The sequence below is a fragment of the Vibrio diazotrophicus genome (assembly GCF_038452265.1).
GTDB lineage: Bacteria > Pseudomonadota > Gammaproteobacteria > Enterobacterales > Vibrionaceae > Vibrio > Vibrio diazotrophicus.
On record NZ_CP151842.1, the window covers coordinates 127,815 to 144,440 of the forward strand.

The following is a 16,626-nucleotide window of genomic DNA, read 5'->3' on the forward strand; positions in this document are numbered from 1 at the left end:
TCTATCTGGTTCCCATGGTGTCTAATCAATCTATTCCTAAAGTCTTAATTTTCGACTCTGGTGTTGGTGGCTTATCTGTTTATAGAGAAATTGAAATGCGCCTGCCGCAGCTTTCTTATACCTATTTATTTGATAACGCGGCTTATCCATACGGAGAGCTAGACCAACAAGTCTTATTACAACGAGTTGAACGGTTAATCACAAGTCTAGTAGAACAAGAGGGTTTCGACATAGTGGTCATTGCGTGTAACACAGCAAGTACCATAGTACTTCCTACATTACGCTCAAAACTGTCCATACCAGTGGTAGGTGTCGTCCCTGCAATTAAACCCGCTTCCTCTATAGCGAATAAAGCTGTTGGGTTAATTGCTACCCCCGCTACTGTCACTCGCCAATATACACATGATCTTATTCGAAGCTTCTCAGCTGATAAAAATGTTGAGTTGTTGGGTTCGACACGCCTTGTTGATATGGCTGAAGAAAAGCTAAGAGGTAGAGCGATAGATTTGCAGGAACTGCAAATTATCTTAAGTCCACTGATCAGTCATATAGATGTCGCGGTACTAGGGTGTACTCACTTCCCTCTAATCAGAGATGAGATCCAGCAGGTGCTAGGAAAGGATGTATTGCTGGTGGATTCAGGTGAGGCTATTGCGAGAAGAGTAAAATCATTACTTGGTATAGAAGGAAGTGTTTGCTCAGAGAACAAACACACCATTTATTCTAGTGCACCTGCTTGGGAAGAAAGTGCACTGAATGAAAGATTAGAGCAGCTTGGGTTTTCCGCTATTCGTCAATATCCTCTTCTGGGTGTTTAGGGTCATTTGCAATTCTAACTTTAAGCGTTCTCTGCATGTAGTCGTGCTCATTTAATGCATCAATCGCAGATTGAGCATGTGTTGCCGCCATAACTACAAAGCCAAATCCTCGACGTTTACCTGTTCGCTTATCTTTCATTAGACGAACCGCAAACACATCACCATGCTGAGCAAATAAATCGCGTACATGAGATTCGTTTGCTTTGTATGGCAAATTGCCTACATAAAGAGTCTTGGTTGGTAAGGCTGAATCTTCATCTTGTTCGGTAATAGATGGGGTTGATAGGAAAAGTTTAAATACAATAGTTGCTGCCACAACACCCACAATAAAACTTACAGCTGAAGGAATGCCTGGAATTAGAGAAATTATTGCACCGCCAATAATCGCAATCGCGATATTTAAAAACATTGGTTTATTTAAGTTCATAAAAGAATACTACTTGTAAGAATAAAATTAGATGCGTATCTACGATTAACAAAATAGATACATCAATCTTACGTACATGCTTGAGTTTTTTCCAACCAATTGCTGTGACCCCCCTCAAATGTTGAAATTTTATTCGATAAACAGTACGTTGCTTGCTTTTTGAGCGAACGAAAAATTATTTGAAAAAAGTGCTTGTCATAATCTCGTACCTCCCTATAATGCCGCCACACCGACACGGAGTGAGACGAATATCACAACGTATCGAGTAAGAGAGAAAATAAAGTTTCAAATAAACGTTGACTCTCAAAAATTAAAGCGTATTATACGCACCCCTAGCGACGAGGCTTTAGAGGCTAAAATCGATAGAAAAGCTCTTTAACAATTTAAACCTATCAATCTGTGTGGGCACTCGTTGATGAAAATCAAAGTTAAGTCTTTGTTCTTGTAACAAAGCAACTTAGGTTTCAATGAACTGAGTGACCAATACAAATAACTTCGGTTATTTGGCACAGTCAATTCATTACCATTCTGTTGGAATGGTAATAGCTTTAAAATTACGTCTTACTTTCGAGTAAGAGCAGTTTTGAAGTCAGTATTCGTTGAGCCGACAAAATCTTAAATTGAAGAGTTTGATCATGGCTCAGATTGAACGCTGGCGGCAGGCCTAACACATGCAAGTCGAGCGGCAGCACAGAGAAACTTGTTTCTCGGGTGGCGAGCGGCGGACGGGTGAGTAATGCCTGGGAAATTGCCCTGATGTGGGGGATAACCATTGGAAACGATGGCTAATACCGCATAATAGCTTCGGCTCAAAGAGGGGGACCTTCGGGCCTCTCGCGTCAGGATATGCCCAGGTGGGATTAGCTAGTTGGTGAGGTAATGGCTCACCAAGGCGACGATCCCTAGCTGGTCTGAGAGGATGATCAGCCACACTGGAACTGAGACACGGTCCAGACTCCTACGGGAGGCAGCAGTGGGGAATATTGCACAATGGGCGCAAGCCTGATGCAGCCATGCCGCGTGTGTGAAGAAGGCCTTCGGGTTGTAAAGCACTTTCAGTCGTGAGGAAGGTGGTGTTGTTAATAGCAGCATCATTTGACGTTAGCGACAGAAGAAGCACCGGCTAACTCCGTGCCAGCAGCCGCGGTAATACGGAGGGTGCGAGCGTTAATCGGAATTACTGGGCGTAAAGCGCATGCAGGTGGTTTGTTAAGTCAGATGTGAAAGCCCGGGGCTCAACCTCGGAATAGCATTTGAAACTGGCAAGCTAGAGTACTGTAGAGGGGGGTAGAATTTCAGGTGTAGCGGTGAAATGCGTAGAGATCTGAAGGAATACCGGTGGCGAAGGCGGCCCCCTGGACAGATACTGACACTCAGATGCGAAAGCGTGGGGAGCAAACAGGATTAGATACCCTGGTAGTCCACGCCGTAAACGATGTCTACTTGGAGGTTGTGGCCTTGAGCCGTGGCTTTCGGAGCTAACGCGTTAAGTAGACCGCCTGGGGAGTACGGTCGCAAGATTAAAACTCAAATGAATTGACGGGGGCCCGCACAAGCGGTGGAGCATGTGGTTTAATTCGATGCAACGCGAAGAACCTTACCTACTCTTGACATCTACAGAATCCTGCGGAGACGCGGGAGTGCCTTCGGGAACTGTAAGACAGGTGCTGCATGGCTGTCGTCAGCTCGTGTTGTGAAATGTTGGGTTAAGTCCCGCAACGAGCGCAACCCTTATCCTTGTTTGCCAGCGAGTCATGTCGGGAACTCCAGGGAGACTGCCGGTGATAAACCGGAGGAAGGTGGGGACGACGTCAAGTCATCATGGCCCTTACGAGTAGGGCTACACACGTGCTACAATGGCGCATACAGAGGGCAGCGAACTAGCGATAGTAAGCGAATCCCAAAAAGTGCGTCGTAGTCCGGATTGGAGTCTGCAACTCGACTCCATGAAGTCGGAATCGCTAGTAATCGTGAATCAGAATGTCACGGTGAATACGTTCCCGGGCCTTGTACACACCGCCCGTCACACCATGGGAGTGGGCTGCAAAAGAAGCAGGTAGTTTAACCTTCGGGAGGACGCTTGCCACTTTGTGGTTCATGACTGGGGTGAAGTCGTAACAAGGTAGCGCTAGGGGAACCTGGCGCTGGATCACCTCCTTACGTAAAGATTCTCTTGATGAGTGTCCACACAGATTGATTAGGTTTAGAAAGATAAGAGTATCTTAGTGTCCCGTTCGTCTAGAGGCCTAGGACACCGCCCTTTCACGGCGGTAACAGGGGTTCGACTCCCCTACGGGATACCATCTTTAAGCATTCTTACGAGTGTGTTTAAAAATGGTTTTCGTAAACTCTTTGTTTATAAAAACTCTTGCTCTTTAACAATTTGGAAAGCTGACAAATAACGATTTGATTAATCGTTATTTATTAAAAGTTCTCAAATCCTATGTCTCTTAGAGATGTAGGTACCAATACACATTCAAGTGTTCTTGGGAATAACATCATTGATGTTGTTCATATTTGAGTCCGGCAAAATCGAAATGTCTCTCGCTCATTCAAATAATGAGAGACAACTAAACCTTGGTTGTTTGCCATACATAAGACCTCTTGGGGTTGTATGGTTAAGTGACTAAGCGTACACGGTGGATGCCTTGGCAGTCAGAGGCGATGAAGGACGTATTAACTTGCGATAAGCGTAGATAAGGCAGTAAAAGCCACTTGAGTCTACGATTTCCGAATGGGGAAACCCACTCACATAAGTGAGTATCATTAACTGAATACATAGGTTAATGAGGCGAACCGGGAGAACTGAAACATCTAAGTACCCCGAGGAAAAGAAATCAATTGAGATTCCGAAAGTAGCGGCGAGCGAAATTGGATTAGCCCTTAAGCTTTTAATGACACAGGTGAAGATTCTGGAAAGTATCGCGATACCGGGTGATAGCCCCGTAACCGACATGTCATTTTAAGTGAAAACGAGTAAGGCGGGACACGTGATATCCTGTTTGAATATGGGGGGACCATCCTCCAAGGCTAAATACTCCTGACTGACCGATAGTGAACCAGTACCGTGAGGGAAAGGCGAAAAGAACCCCTGTGAGGGGAGTGAAATAGAACCTGAAACCGTGTACGTACAAGCAGTAGGAGCCTCTTCGTGGGGTGACTGCGTACCTTTTGTATAATGGGTCAGCGACTTATATTCAGTGGCAAGGTTAACCGTATAGGGGAGCCGTAGGGAAACCGAGTCTTAACTGGGCGTTCAGTCTCTGGATATAGACCCGAAACCGAGTGATCTAGCCATGGGCAGGTTGAAGATTGAGTAACATCAATTGGAGGACCGAACCGACTAATGTTGAAAAATTAGCGGATGACTTGTGGCTAGGGGTGAAAGGCCAATCAAACTCGGAGATAGCTGGTTCTCCCCGAAAGCTATTTAGGTAGCGCCTCGGACGAATACTACTGGGGGTAGAGCACTGTTAAGGCTAGGGGGTCATCCCGACTTACCAACCCTTTGCAAACTCCGAATACCAGTAAGTACTATCCGGGAGACACACGGCGGGTGCTAACGTCCGTCGTGGAGAGGGAAACAACCCAGACCGCCAGCTAAGGTCCCAAATGATTACTAAGTGGGAAACGATGTGGGAAGGCTCAGACAGCTAGGATGTTGGCTTAGAAGCAGCCATCATTTAAAGAAAGCGTAATAGCTCACTAGTCGAGTCGGCCTGCGCGGAAGATGTAACGGGGCTAAGTAATCAACCGAAGCTGCGGCAATGCAATTTATTGTATTGGGTAGGGGAGCGTTCTGTAAGCCGTTGAAGGTGTGTTGTAAAGCATGCTGGAGGTATCAGAAGTGCGAATGCTGACATGAGTAACGATAAAGGGGGTGAAAAACCTCCTCGCCGGAAGACCAAGGGTTCCTGTCCAACGTTAATCGGGGCAGGGTGAGTCGACCCCTAAGGCGAGGCCGAAAGGCGTAGTCGATGGGAAACGGGTTAATATTCCCGTACTTCTTACAATTGCGATGGGGGGACGGAGAAGGCTAGGTGGGCCTGGCGACGGTTGTCCAGGTTCAAGTGCGTAGGCTTGAGAGTTAGGTAAATCCGGCTCTCTTTAAGGCTGAGACACGATGTCGAGCTACTACGGTAGTGAAGTCATTGATGCCATGCTTCCAGGAAAAGCCTCTAAGCTTCAGATTGTAAGGAATCGTACCCCAAACCGACACAGGTGGTCGGGTAGAGAATACCAAGGCGCTTGAGAGAACTCGGGTGAAGGAACTAGGCAAAATGGTACCGTAACTTCGGGAGAAGGTACGCTCTTGACGGTGAAGTCCCTCGCGGATGGAGCTGATGAGAGTCGCAGATACCAGGTGGCTGCAACTGTTTATTAAAAACACAGCACTGTGCAAAATCGTAAGATGACGTATACGGTGTGACGCCTGCCCGGTGCCGGAAGGTTAATTGATGGGGTTAGACTTCGGTCGAAGCTCTTGATCGAAGCCCCGGTAAACGGCGGCCGTAACTATAACGGTCCTAAGGTAGCGAAATTCCTTGTCGGGTAAGTTCCGACCTGCACGAATGGCGTAATGATGGCCACGCTGTCTCCACCCGAGACTCAGTGAAATTGAAATCGCTGTGAAGATGCAGTGTACCCGCGGCTAGACGGAAAGACCCCGTGAACCTTTACTACAGCTTGGCACTGAACATTGAACCTACATGTGTAGGATAGGTGGGAGGCTTTGAAGCGCAGACGCTAGTTTGTGTGGAGCCGTCCTTGAAATACCACCCTTGTATGTTTGATGTTCTAACTCAGACCCGTTATCCGGGTCGAGGACAGTGCCTGGTGGGTAGTTTGACTGGGGCGGTCTCCTCCCAAAGAGTAACGGAGGAGCACGAAGGTGGGCTAAACACGGTTGGACATCGTGTGGTTAGTGCAATGGCATAAGCCCGCTTGACTGCGAGAATGACAATTCGAGCAGGTGCGAAAGCAGGTCATAGTGATCCGGTGGTTCTGAATGGAAGGGCCATCGCTCAACGGATAAAAGGTACTCCGGGGATAACAGGCTGATACCGCCCAAGAGTTCATATCGACGGCGGTGTTTGGCACCTCGATGTCGGCTCATCACATCCTGGGGCTGAAGTCGGTCCCAAGGGTATGGCTGTTCGCCATTTAAAGTGGTACGCGAGCTGGGTTTAGAACGTCGTGAGACAGTTCGGTCCCTATCTGCCGTGGGCGTTGGAGAATTGAAGGGGGCTGCTCCTAGTACGAGAGGACCGGAGTGGACGAACCTCTGGTGTTCGGGTTGTTACGCCAGTAGCATTGCCCGGTAGCTAAGTTCGGAATTGATAACCGCTGAAAGCATCTAAGCGGGAAGCAAGCCCTGAGATGAGTTCTCCCTGGCACTTTAAGTGTCCTAAAGGGTTGTTCGAGACTAGAACGTTGATAGGCAGGGTGTGTAAGTGCTGTGAGGCATTGAGCTAACCTGTACTAATTGCCCGTGAGGCTTAACCATACAACACCCAAGGGGTTTTGTGGACTCAAAGCAAGAACAGAATTGAATGTGTAGAGAACATTAACAGCTTTCCGAATTTTAAATTTTGCTTGGCGACCATAGCGATTTGGACCCACCTGATTCCATGCCGAACTCAGAAGTGAAACGAATTAGCGCCGATGGTAGTGTGGGGTCTCCCCATGTGAGAGTAGGACATCGCCAGGCTCATATTCATGACTTGCTTACTTATTAAGCGAGTCAACATAGAGTTCTAAAATGTTTAGAATTTTATGTTGACTTTCAAAGCATGAAGCGTAATATACGCGTCCTGCCCAAGTGCTAAGGCACTGAAAGCAAAGCTCTTTAACAATTTAAACCTATCAATCTGTGTGGGCACTCGTTGATGAAAATCAAAGTTAAGTCTTTGTTCTTGTAACAAAGCAACTTAGGTTTCAATGAACTGAGTGACCAATACAAATAACTTCGGTTATTTGGCACAGTCAATTCATTACCATTCTGTTGGAATGGTAATAGCTTTAAAATTACGTCTTACTTTCGAGTAAGAGCAGTTTTGAAGTCAGTATTCGTTGAGCCGACAAAATCTTAAATTGAAGAGTTTGATCATGGCTCAGATTGAACGCTGGCGGCAGGCCTAACACATGCAAGTCGAGCGGCAGCACAGAGAAACTTGTTTCTCGGGTGGCGAGCGGCGGACGGGTGAGTAATGCCTGGGAAATTGCCCTGATGTGGGGGATAACCATTGGAAACGATGGCTAATACCGCATAATAGCTTCGGCTCAAAGAGGGGGACCTTCGGGCCTCTCGCGTCAGGATATGCCCAGGTGGGATTAGCTAGTTGGTGAGGTAATGGCTCACCAAGGCGACGATCCCTAGCTGGTCTGAGAGGATGATCAGCCACACTGGAACTGAGACACGGTCCAGACTCCTACGGGAGGCAGCAGTGGGGAATATTGCACAATGGGCGCAAGCCTGATGCAGCCATGCCGCGTGTGTGAAGAAGGCCTTCGGGTTGTAAAGCACTTTCAGTCGTGAGGAAGGTGGTGTTGTTAATAGCAGCATCATTTGACGTTAGCGACAGAAGAAGCACCGGCTAACTCCGTGCCAGCAGCCGCGGTAATACGGAGGGTGCGAGCGTTAATCGGAATTACTGGGCGTAAAGCGCATGCAGGTGGTTTGTTAAGTCAGATGTGAAAGCCCGGGGCTCAACCTCGGAATAGCATTTGAAACTGGCAAGCTAGAGTACTGTAGAGGGGGGTAGAATTTCAGGTGTAGCGGTGAAATGCGTAGAGATCTGAAGGAATACCGGTGGCGAAGGCGGCCCCCTGGACAGATACTGACACTCAGATGCGAAAGCGTGGGGAGCAAACAGGATTAGATACCCTGGTAGTCCACGCCGTAAACGATGTCTACTTGGAGGTTGTGGCCTTGAGCCGTGGCTTTCGGAGCTAACGCGTTAAGTAGACCGCCTGGGGAGTACGGTCGCAAGATTAAAACTCAAATGAATTGACGGGGGCCCGCACAAGCGGTGGAGCATGTGGTTTAATTCGATGCAACGCGAAGAACCTTACCTACTCTTGACATCTACAGAATCCTGCGGAGACGCGGGAGTGCCTTCGGGAACTGTAAGACAGGTGCTGCATGGCTGTCGTCAGCTCGTGTTGTGAAATGTTGGGTTAAGTCCCGCAACGAGCGCAACCCTTATCCTTGTTTGCCAGCGAGTCATGTCGGGAACTCCAGGGAGACTGCCGGTGATAAACCGGAGGAAGGTGGGGACGACGTCAAGTCATCATGGCCCTTACGAGTAGGGCTACACACGTGCTACAATGGCGCATACAGAGGGCAGCGAACTAGCGATAGTAAGCGAATCCCAAAAAGTGCGTCGTAGTCCGGATTGGAGTCTGCAACTCGACTCCATGAAGTCGGAATCGCTAGTAATCGTGAATCAGAATGTCACGGTGAATACGTTCCCGGGCCTTGTACACACCGCCCGTCACACCATGGGAGTGGGCTGCAAAAGAAGCAGGTAGTTTAACCTTCGGGAGGACGCTTGCCACTTTGTGGTTCATGACTGGGGTGAAGTCGTAACAAGGTAGCGCTAGGGGAACCTGGCGCTGGATCACCTCCTTACGTAAAGATTCTCTTGATGAGTGTCCACACAGATTGATTAGGTTTAGAAAGTAAAGAGACGATACTGGGTCTGTAGCTCAGGTGGTTAGAGCGTTCGCCTGATAAGCGAGAGGTCGGTGGTTCAAGTCCACTCAGACCCACCAATCTTTCCTTGTGAAGATTGAACAGTATCGACACCTGATGGGGTTATAGCTCAGCTGGGAGAGCGCCTGCCTTGCACGCAGGAGGTCTGCGGTTCGATCCCGCATAGCTCCACCATCTTTAAGCGCATTCGATGAGTGCTTTTAAAAATGGTTTTCGTTAGAAAATCTTGCTCTTTAACAATTTGGAAAGCTGACAGTTAATAATTTGATTGATTATTAACTATTAAAAGTTCTCAAATCCTATGTCTCACTCTTTTATTAGAGAAAGGATGTAGGTACCAATACACATTCAAGTGTTCTTGGGAATCTTACTTTATAAGTAAGTATTCATATTTGAGTCCGGCAAAATCGAAATGTCTCTCGCTCATTCAAATAATGAGAGACAACTAAACCTTGGTTGTTTGCCATACATAAAGACCTCTTGGGGTTGTATGGTTAAGTGACTAAGCGTACACGGTGGATGCCTTGGCAGTCAGAGGCGATGAAGGACGTATTAACTTGCGATAAGCGTAGATAAGGCAGTAAAAGCCACTTGAGTCTACGATTTCCGAATGGGGAAACCCACTCACATAAGTGAGTATCATTAACTGAATACATAGGTTAATGAGGCGAACCGGGAGAACTGAAACATCTAAGTACCCCGAGGAAAAGAAATCAATTGAGATTCCGAAAGTAGCGGCGAGCGAAATTGGATTAGCCCTTAAGCTTTTAATGACACAGGTGAAGATTCTGGAAAGTATCGCGATACCGGGTGATAGCCCCGTAACCGACATGTCATTTTGAGTGAAAACGAGTAAGGCGGGACACGTGATATCCTGTTTGAATATGGGGGGACCATCCTCCAAGGCTAAATACTCCTGACTGACCGATAGTGAACCAGTACCGTGAGGGAAAGGCGAAAAGAACCCCTGTGAGGGGAGTGAAATAGAACCTGAAACCGTGTACGTACAAGCAGTAGGAGCAGGCTTTGTCCTGTGACTGCGTACCTTTTGTATAATGGGTCAGCGACTTATATTCAGTGGCAAGGTTAACCGTATAGGGGAGCCGTAGGGAAACCGAGTCTTAACTGGGCGTTTAGTCTCTGGATATAGACCCGAAACCGAGTGATCTAGCCATGGGCAGGTTGAAGGTTGAGTAACATCAACTGGAGGACCGAACCGACTAATGTTGAAAAATTAGCGGATGACTTGTGGCTAGGGGTGAAAGGCCAATCAAACTCGGAGATAGCTGGTTCTCCCCGAAAGCTATTTAGGTAGCGCCTCGGACGAATACTACTGGGGGTAGAGCACTGTTAAGGCTAGGGGGTCATCCCGACTTACCAACCCTTTGCAAACTCCGAATACCAGTAAGTACTATCCGGGAGACACACGGCGGGTGCTAACGTCCGTCGTGGAGAGGGAAACAACCCAGACCGCCAGCTAAGGTCCCAAATGATTACTAAGTGGGAAACGATGTGGGAAGGCTCAGACAGCTAGGATGTTGGCTTAGAAGCAGCCATCATTTAAAGAAAGCGTAATAGCTCACTAGTCGAGTCGGCCTGCGCGGAAGATGTAACGGGGCTAAGTAATCAACCGAAGCTGCGGCAATGCAATTTATTGTATTGGGTAGGGGAGCGTTCTGTAAGCCGTTGAAGGTGTGTTGTAAAGCATGCTGGAGGTATCAGAAGTGCGAATGCTGACATGAGTAACGATAAAGGGGGTGAAAAACCTCCTCGCCGGAAGACCAAGGGTTCCTGTCCAACGTTAATCGGGGCAGGGTGAGTCGACCCCTAAGGCGAGGCCGAAAGGCGTAGTCGATGGGAAACGGGTTAATATTCCCGTACTTCTTACAATTGCGATGGGGGGACGGAGAAGGCTAGGTGGGCCTGGCGACGGTTGTCCAGGTTCAAGTGCGTAGGCTTGAGAGTTAGGTAAATCCGGCTCTCTTTAAGGCTGAGACACGATGTCGAGCTACTACGGTAGTGAAGTCATTGATGCCATGCTTCCAGGAAAAGCCTCTAAGCTTCAGATTGTAAGGAATCGTACCCCAAACCGACACAGGTGGTCGGGTAGAGAATACCAAGGCGCTTGAGAGAACTCGGGTGAAGGAACTAGGCAAAATGGTACCGTAACTTCGGGAGAAGGTACGCTCTTGACGGTGAAGTCCCTCGCGGATGGAGCTGATGAGAGTCGCAGATACCAGGTGGCTGCAACTGTTTATTAAAAACACAGCACTGTGCAAAATCGTAAGATGACGTATACGGTGTGACGCCTGCCCGGTGCCGGAAGGTTAATTGATGGGGTTAGACTTCGGTCGAAGCTCTTGATCGAAGCCCCGGTAAACGGCGGCCGTAACTATAACGGTCCTAAGGTAGCGAAATTCCTTGTCGGGTAAGTTCCGACCTGCACGAATGGCGTAATGATGGCCACGCTGTCTCCACCCGAGACTCAGTGAAATTGAAATCGCTGTGAAGATGCAGTGTACCCGCGGCTAGACGGAAAGACCCCGTGAACCTTTACTACAGCTTGGCACTGAACATTGAACCTACATGTGTAGGATAGGTGGGAGGCTTTGAAGCGCAGACGCTAGTTTGTGTGGAGCCGTCCTTGAAATACCACCCTTGTATGTTTGATGTTCTAACTCAGACCCGTTATCCGGGTCGAGGACAGTGCCTGGTGGGTAGTTTGACTGGGGCGGTCTCCTCCCAAAGAGTAACGGAGGAGCACGAAGGTGGGCTAAACACGGTTGGACATCGTGTGGTTAGTGCAATGGCATAAGCCCGCTTGACTGCGAGAATGACAATTCGAGCAGGTGCGAAAGCAGGTCATAGTGATCCGGTGGTTCTGAATGGAAGGGCCATCGCTCAACGGATAAAAGGTACTCCGGGGATAACAGGCTGATACCGCCCAAGAGTTCATATCGACGGCGGTGTTTGGCACCTCGATGTCGGCTCATCACATCCTGGGGCTGAAGTCGGTCCCAAGGGTATGGCTGTTCGCCATTTAAAGTGGTACGCGAGCTGGGTTTAGAACGTCGTGAGACAGTTCGGTCCCTATCTGCCGTGGGCGTTGGAGAATTGAAGGGGGCTGCTCCTAGTACGAGAGGACCGGAGTGGACGAACCTCTGGTGTTCGGGTTGTTACGCCAGTAGCATTGCCCGGTAGCTAAGTTCGGAATTGATAACCGCTGAAAGCATCTAAGCGGGAAGCAAGCCCTGAGATGAGTTCTCCCTGGCGCTTTAAGCGTCCTAAAGGGTTGTTCGAGACTAGAACGTTGATAGGCAGGGTGTGTAAGTGCTGTGAGGCATTGAGCTAACCTGTACTAATTGCCCGTGAGGCTTAACCATACAACACCCAAGGGGTTTTGTGGACTCAAAGCAAGAACAGAATTGAATGTGTAGAGAACATTAACAGCTTTCCGAATTTTAAAATTTTGCTTGGCGACCATAGCGATTTGGACCCACCTGATTCCATGCCGAACTCAGAAGTGAAACGAATTAGCGCCGATGGTAGTGTGGGGTCTCCCCATGTGAGAGTAGGACATCGCCAGGCTTTTATTTAGCACCAAGCGCTAACCAATGCGGAGCGGTAGTTCAGTTGGTTAGAATACCGGCCTGTCACGCCGGGGGTCGCGGGTTCGAGTCCCGTCCGCTCCGCCACTATTTGAAGCCTCGTCAGAAATGACGGGGCTTTTTTGCGTCTGGAGAAAGACGAACCAACACGAAGCGGCAGCTCAGTGGGTTGCTCTTGGTTGAACAAAAAGCCGACCTGTCACACTGGGGAAGTACCAATAAGGTGTATAAATTACGGTAGGCTCTTTTTTGGAATGACGAGCTTGTTACGTTTTAAGATATCGTTTTAGCAGGGCTAGTCTATATCGGCGGAATTCTTTGTATCCTTTTCATCCCACTCTTCAAATGTTTCACCATCTCAAAAAAACAGATATAAAAAAGCCGATGCATCGGCATCGGCTTCGAACGTATTACGCTTAAGCTCTTTTGGCTGCTTTCAGTTTAAGCGCTTCTTTTTCTGAGTCAGATAAAAATGCCAGTTCTAATCCGTTTATCTGAGCTTGGCGAATTTGCTCTTGAGACAGACCCGCTTGAGGCGCTGCGACTTCATACTCGTGTGGCAGTTCTATACCTTCTACTGCTGGGTCATCGGTATTTAGGCAAGCAAGCACACCATGCTCTAAGAATTGTTTAAGAGGGTGGCTATGTAAGCTTTCTACCGTACTTGTCTGTATGTTTGATGTTAAGCAAGATTCAATACCAATCTTATGCTCCGCAAGGTAGTCCATCAATTTTGGATCTTGAATAGCTTTAACACCATGTCCAATACGTGTAGCACCAAGATCTTGGATTGCCTGCCACATACTTTCTGGGCCAGCCGCTTCACCAGCATGAACTGTGATATTTAAGCCGGAATCACGAACTTGCTTAAAGTGGCTAGTGAAAAGCTCACCAGGTTGACCCAGTTCGTCCCCCGCTAAGTCCACTGCAATAATGTTATCTCGTTGAGATAGGATTGCGTTGAGTTCTTGCTGGCAGGCCTCTGTGCCAAACGTACGGCTCATGATGCCTATAAGGTTAGCCTTGATACCAAAGTCACGAATACCAGCTTTCACGCCATCAACGACGGCTTCTACGACACCTTCAACCGGTAAGTTGTGCTTCATCGCCATGTAATAAGGAGAGAAGCGAAGTTCAGCGTAGTCAATCTGAGCGTTCAGTGCATCTTCTACGTTTTCATAGGCTACGCGTTTGCACGCATCTAAATCGCCTAATACCGCTACACCCCAATCGAGTTTTGATAGGAATGCCACCAATGAGGGTTCTGCTTCTACTATCTGTACATGAGGTGTTAAATCGATAATGTTATTTGCAGGTAATTTCACACCAAACTTTGTGCCTAAATCTAGGATAGTTTGAGTGCGTATATTGCCATCTAAATGACGGTGTAAATCCGTTAATGGTAAGTTCTTGGTTATCATTATCTATCCCCATTGTTATCTGGGTGAAGTATAAGAATCAATGTTGCAGCTGTCAGTAGCTGATCGAGGCAAAATAAACCTAATTTGCTGTTTTTTGCCTCATGTTAACTAAGTTTGTTGGCCATTCTTGGTAAGGGATTGGTTTACTGAATAGAAAGCCTTGGCCTTGTGGGCAATTTAGCTGATGAAGCAAGTCTACTTGCTCCTGAGTTTCTATCCCTTCTGCGACAAGCTGTACTTTAAAACCTTTCATCATGTTGATAATGGCCGCAACGATACTTTCTTCAAGATGATCATGATTAAGCTGAGTAACAAAGGCTCTATCTATTTTCAAGCAATCAAAGGGCAGTTTATGAAGGTAAGATAATGAGCTGTAACCAGTACCAAAATCATCGATAGCAATGTGTATCCCAAGCTTTTTCAACGCAAGCATGTTGCTCAAAATAATAGGGTCGTTATCCACGATTTTAGATTCGGTAATCTCTAACGCTAGATTGCTTGGGCTTAATTTGGTGATACGTAGTATTTCTTCAAGTTGCGGTAGGAAGAGATAGCTGGAAAGCTGACTTACGGACAAATTGACGTGCATACGAAAATCGCATGCCCATTTCCCTTCTTCAATCCCTTTTACTGTGTCGATACAAGCTTGAAGGAGTATCTGTTCACCAATAGTGTTGATCAGCCCACTTTCTTCAGCCACAGGAATGAATTCGGTTGGCGGAACCAAGCCAAGTTCAGGTGAAATCCAACGAGCCAGAGCTTCTGCGCCTAGAACTTCACCACTGTTTAAGTCAACGATCGGCTGATAGAACGGAACAAATTCATGCTTCTCGATGGCGACTTTTAACAAGGTAACCATCTGCGTTCTTTTACGAGATATTCCCGCCATTTCCGGTGCATAGTAACTGATGCGAGTTGAATCAGATTTGGCATTGCTTAAAGCGATACTGCCATTTCTCAGCCAAACGGTCATATTGGTTGAGTCAGAGTTATGCACGATGCCGATAGATACGTTGACGGCTATAGGTTCGTTTGGCATTGAGTAAGGTGTCGCAAATAATTGCAGAATACGGTTCGCTTCATCTTGAATTTCCTGCTCGTCTTTTACGAGAGGAAGATATAGCGCAAATTCGTCGCCGCCAATTCGAGCGATATAGGCATCGGATGCATAAATGTTTTTAAGCCGTTGTGCGATAGCAATAAGCAGTTGGTCTGCCAATTGGTGACCCAAGCTATCGTTGATATCCCTGAATTTATCAATACCAATAAGGAACAAACAGCCGTTGAGTTTTTTTAGGTTACTGCAACTTTCAACTAAACCTTCGCGACTATATAGTTTAGTGAGTGAGTCATACACCAACTGAGTTCGCAGTGCTTTAAACGATGCTTTCAGGTTGTTGGCCATTTCATTAAACGCGTGAACCAGTAAGCTGGTTTCATAGATGTTGCCTGATTTTGGCATTGGCGTTGCCCAGTCACCACGTGCCAAATGTTGAGCGGCGGCTGCTGTTGATGTAATTGGCGCAGTAATACGGTTAAATGCGATGTAGCCGATACCGATACCAAGCATGCTAATTAACAGGCCTATATACCAAGCATTACGTTGATTGTAGGGCATTTCACCTAAGAGCTTGGGTTCAGAAATTGAGACACCAATAAACCAATGCAATCCAAATTCGTCTTCAAAAGGAGTGACTTTGTTGAAATAGCGATCACTGTTGACATATGTGACAAAGTTTTTAGTCGCAATACTTGTAGGCACATCAAGCTGTTTGAAGTGTTCAGCACTAGCTTTAATAACAGGACTGGCGTTCTCTGTAGCCATGAGACGCGTTCCTTTTGGTGATAAGCTGGTTCCCCAAGAAACCACGCCTCCAGCACTTGAGTGAGCAACTAATCGATGCTCATGATCAAAAATATAGACATCAGCTTCAGTCTGAAGCTTCATTTCGCGTAGAAAAGCATTAAAGGTATCGATTTTGACATCGGTAACGGATACACCGACAAACTGTTTATCTTGGAAAACCGGGCTTAATGAAGAAAGAGTGATTTCTTGTCGTTCATCGGCGTTGGTATAAATTGAAGACCACATTGGTTTATGGTGTTCAGCGACAGGAACATACCAAGGTCGCTCTCTTGGATCGTAGTTTTCAATGACAGTTCGAATATTATTGCTGATGATATCATTTTGATAAATAACGAGCTTATTGTGGGTTCTCTTGTCTTGAACCATCAATGTGTAGTTGTGATCGTTCTCTTTCCTGAACCCGACATACTCCGCGTTTATTCCGCCAAAACCAGCAGAATCTATTTGCGGGATAGATTTGTAGATCTGGGAAAAATTGAATCTGAAGAAGTCCTCTATTTTTTGCGTATCACCTTTTTGAAAGAGGTGACTGAAGCCAAGGTTGTGGCTCAGACTTAAGTTCGCTAAAAAAGGTTCTTCAAGAAAATTATAGAGGCGCTGCTCCACATTATTGGTGAGGTAGGTCAGTTGTTTGCTACTGATATCCTGAACCATTTGTTCGTAGTTGGCTTTTTGGACAAAAGCAATGACTCCGAACGTGACCGAGAAGATGATCACGAACGGTAGCAATACAGCGGTTTTTAATTTTATTTGCTTTTTAAAAGGCAT

At 47.0% G+C, this 16,626-nt stretch carries 4 protein-coding genes, 4 tRNA genes and 6 rRNA genes; 11 read left to right on the forward strand and 3 right to left on the reverse strand.

All coding sequences use genetic code 11. The features are described 5' to 3' along the window. The first annotated feature begins 17 nt into the window (after window positions 1-17). The gene (murI, locus tag AAGA51_RS00585; RefSeq protein ID WP_174435429.1) at window positions 18-818 is read left to right on the forward strand and encodes a glutamate racemase; all 801 of its coding nucleotides are present in this window, start codon (window positions 18-20) and stop codon (window positions 816-818) included. Here the strand turns inward: murI and AAGA51_RS00590 are convergent. Beyond that, on the reverse strand, window positions 787-1,245 hold the full coding sequence (locus AAGA51_RS00590) for an RNA recognition motif domain-containing protein (protein WP_042489715.1): 459 nt from the start codon (window positions 1,243-1,245) through the stop codon (window positions 787-789). The two genes, murI and AAGA51_RS00590, sit on opposite strands and share 32 nt — an antisense overlap. Window positions 1,246-1,862: 617 nt before the next feature. Between AAGA51_RS00590 and AAGA51_RS00595 the strand changes: the two genes are divergently transcribed. The 10 genes from AAGA51_RS00595 (at window position 1,863) to AAGA51_RS00640 (ending at window position 12,657) form a co-directional block, all read left to right on the forward strand. Continuing rightward, a 16S ribosomal RNA gene (locus AAGA51_RS00595) occupies window positions 1,863-3,405 on the forward strand. Window positions 3,406-3,472: 67 nt separating this feature from the next. Then, a tRNA-Glu gene (locus AAGA51_RS00600) sits at window positions 3,473-3,548 on the forward strand. 313 nt (window positions 3,549-3,861) lie between these two features. Next, window positions 3,862-6,751: ribosomal RNA gene (locus AAGA51_RS00605) — 23S ribosomal RNA — on the forward strand. 88 nt (window positions 6,752-6,839) lie between these two features. Further along, window positions 6,840-6,955, forward strand: a 5S ribosomal RNA gene (gene rrf, locus AAGA51_RS00610). A 380-nt stretch (window positions 6,956-7,335) separates the two neighbouring features. Continuing rightward, window positions 7,336-8,878 (forward strand): 16S ribosomal RNA (locus AAGA51_RS00615). 66 nt (window positions 8,879-8,944) lie between these two features. Continuing rightward, window positions 8,945-9,021, forward strand: a tRNA-Ile gene (locus tag AAGA51_RS00620). A 39-nt stretch (window positions 9,022-9,060) separates the two neighbouring features. After that, window positions 9,061-9,136: transfer RNA gene (locus AAGA51_RS00625), tRNA-Ala, on the forward strand. A gap of 318 nt (window positions 9,137-9,454) precedes the next feature. Next, window positions 9,455-12,345 (forward strand): 23S ribosomal RNA (locus AAGA51_RS00630). Between the two features lie 89 nt (window positions 12,346-12,434). Next, window positions 12,435-12,550, forward strand: a 5S ribosomal RNA gene (gene rrf, locus AAGA51_RS00635). The 16S, 23S and 5S rRNA genes sit together here with 4 tRNA genes alongside, the layout of an rRNA operon. Before the next feature lie 30 nt (window positions 12,551-12,580). Further along, a tRNA-Asp gene (locus AAGA51_RS00640) sits at window positions 12,581-12,657 on the forward strand. Window positions 12,658-12,986: 329 nt separating this feature from the next. Here the strand turns inward: AAGA51_RS00640 and add are convergent. Further along, the gene (gene add, locus AAGA51_RS00645; protein WP_042484773.1) at window positions 12,987-13,991 is read right to left on the reverse strand and encodes an adenosine deaminase; all 1,005 of its coding nucleotides are present in this window, start codon (window positions 13,989-13,991) and stop codon (window positions 12,987-12,989) included. 79 nt (window positions 13,992-14,070) lie between these two features. After that, window positions 14,071-16,626 carry a GGDEF and EAL domain-containing protein gene (locus AAGA51_RS00650; RefSeq protein ID WP_042484776.1) on the reverse strand — a complete coding sequence of 852 codons (2,556 nt, stop codon included), beginning with the start codon at window positions 16,624-16,626 and terminating at the stop codon, window positions 14,071-14,073.

Bases quoted from the DNA above. Each gene is read 5' to 3' on its own strand.
- AAGA51_RS00590 (WP_042489715.1), bottom strand. From the start codon at position 1,245: ATGAACTTAAATAAACCAATGTTTTTAAATATCGCGATTGCGATTATT.
- AAGA51_RS00650 (WP_042484776.1), bottom strand. From the start codon at position 16,626: ATGCCTTTTAAAAAGCAAATAAAATTAAAAACCGCTGTATTGCTACCG.
- add (WP_042484773.1), bottom strand. From the start codon at position 13,991: ATGATAACCAAGAACTTACCATTAACGGATTTACACCGTCATTTAGAT.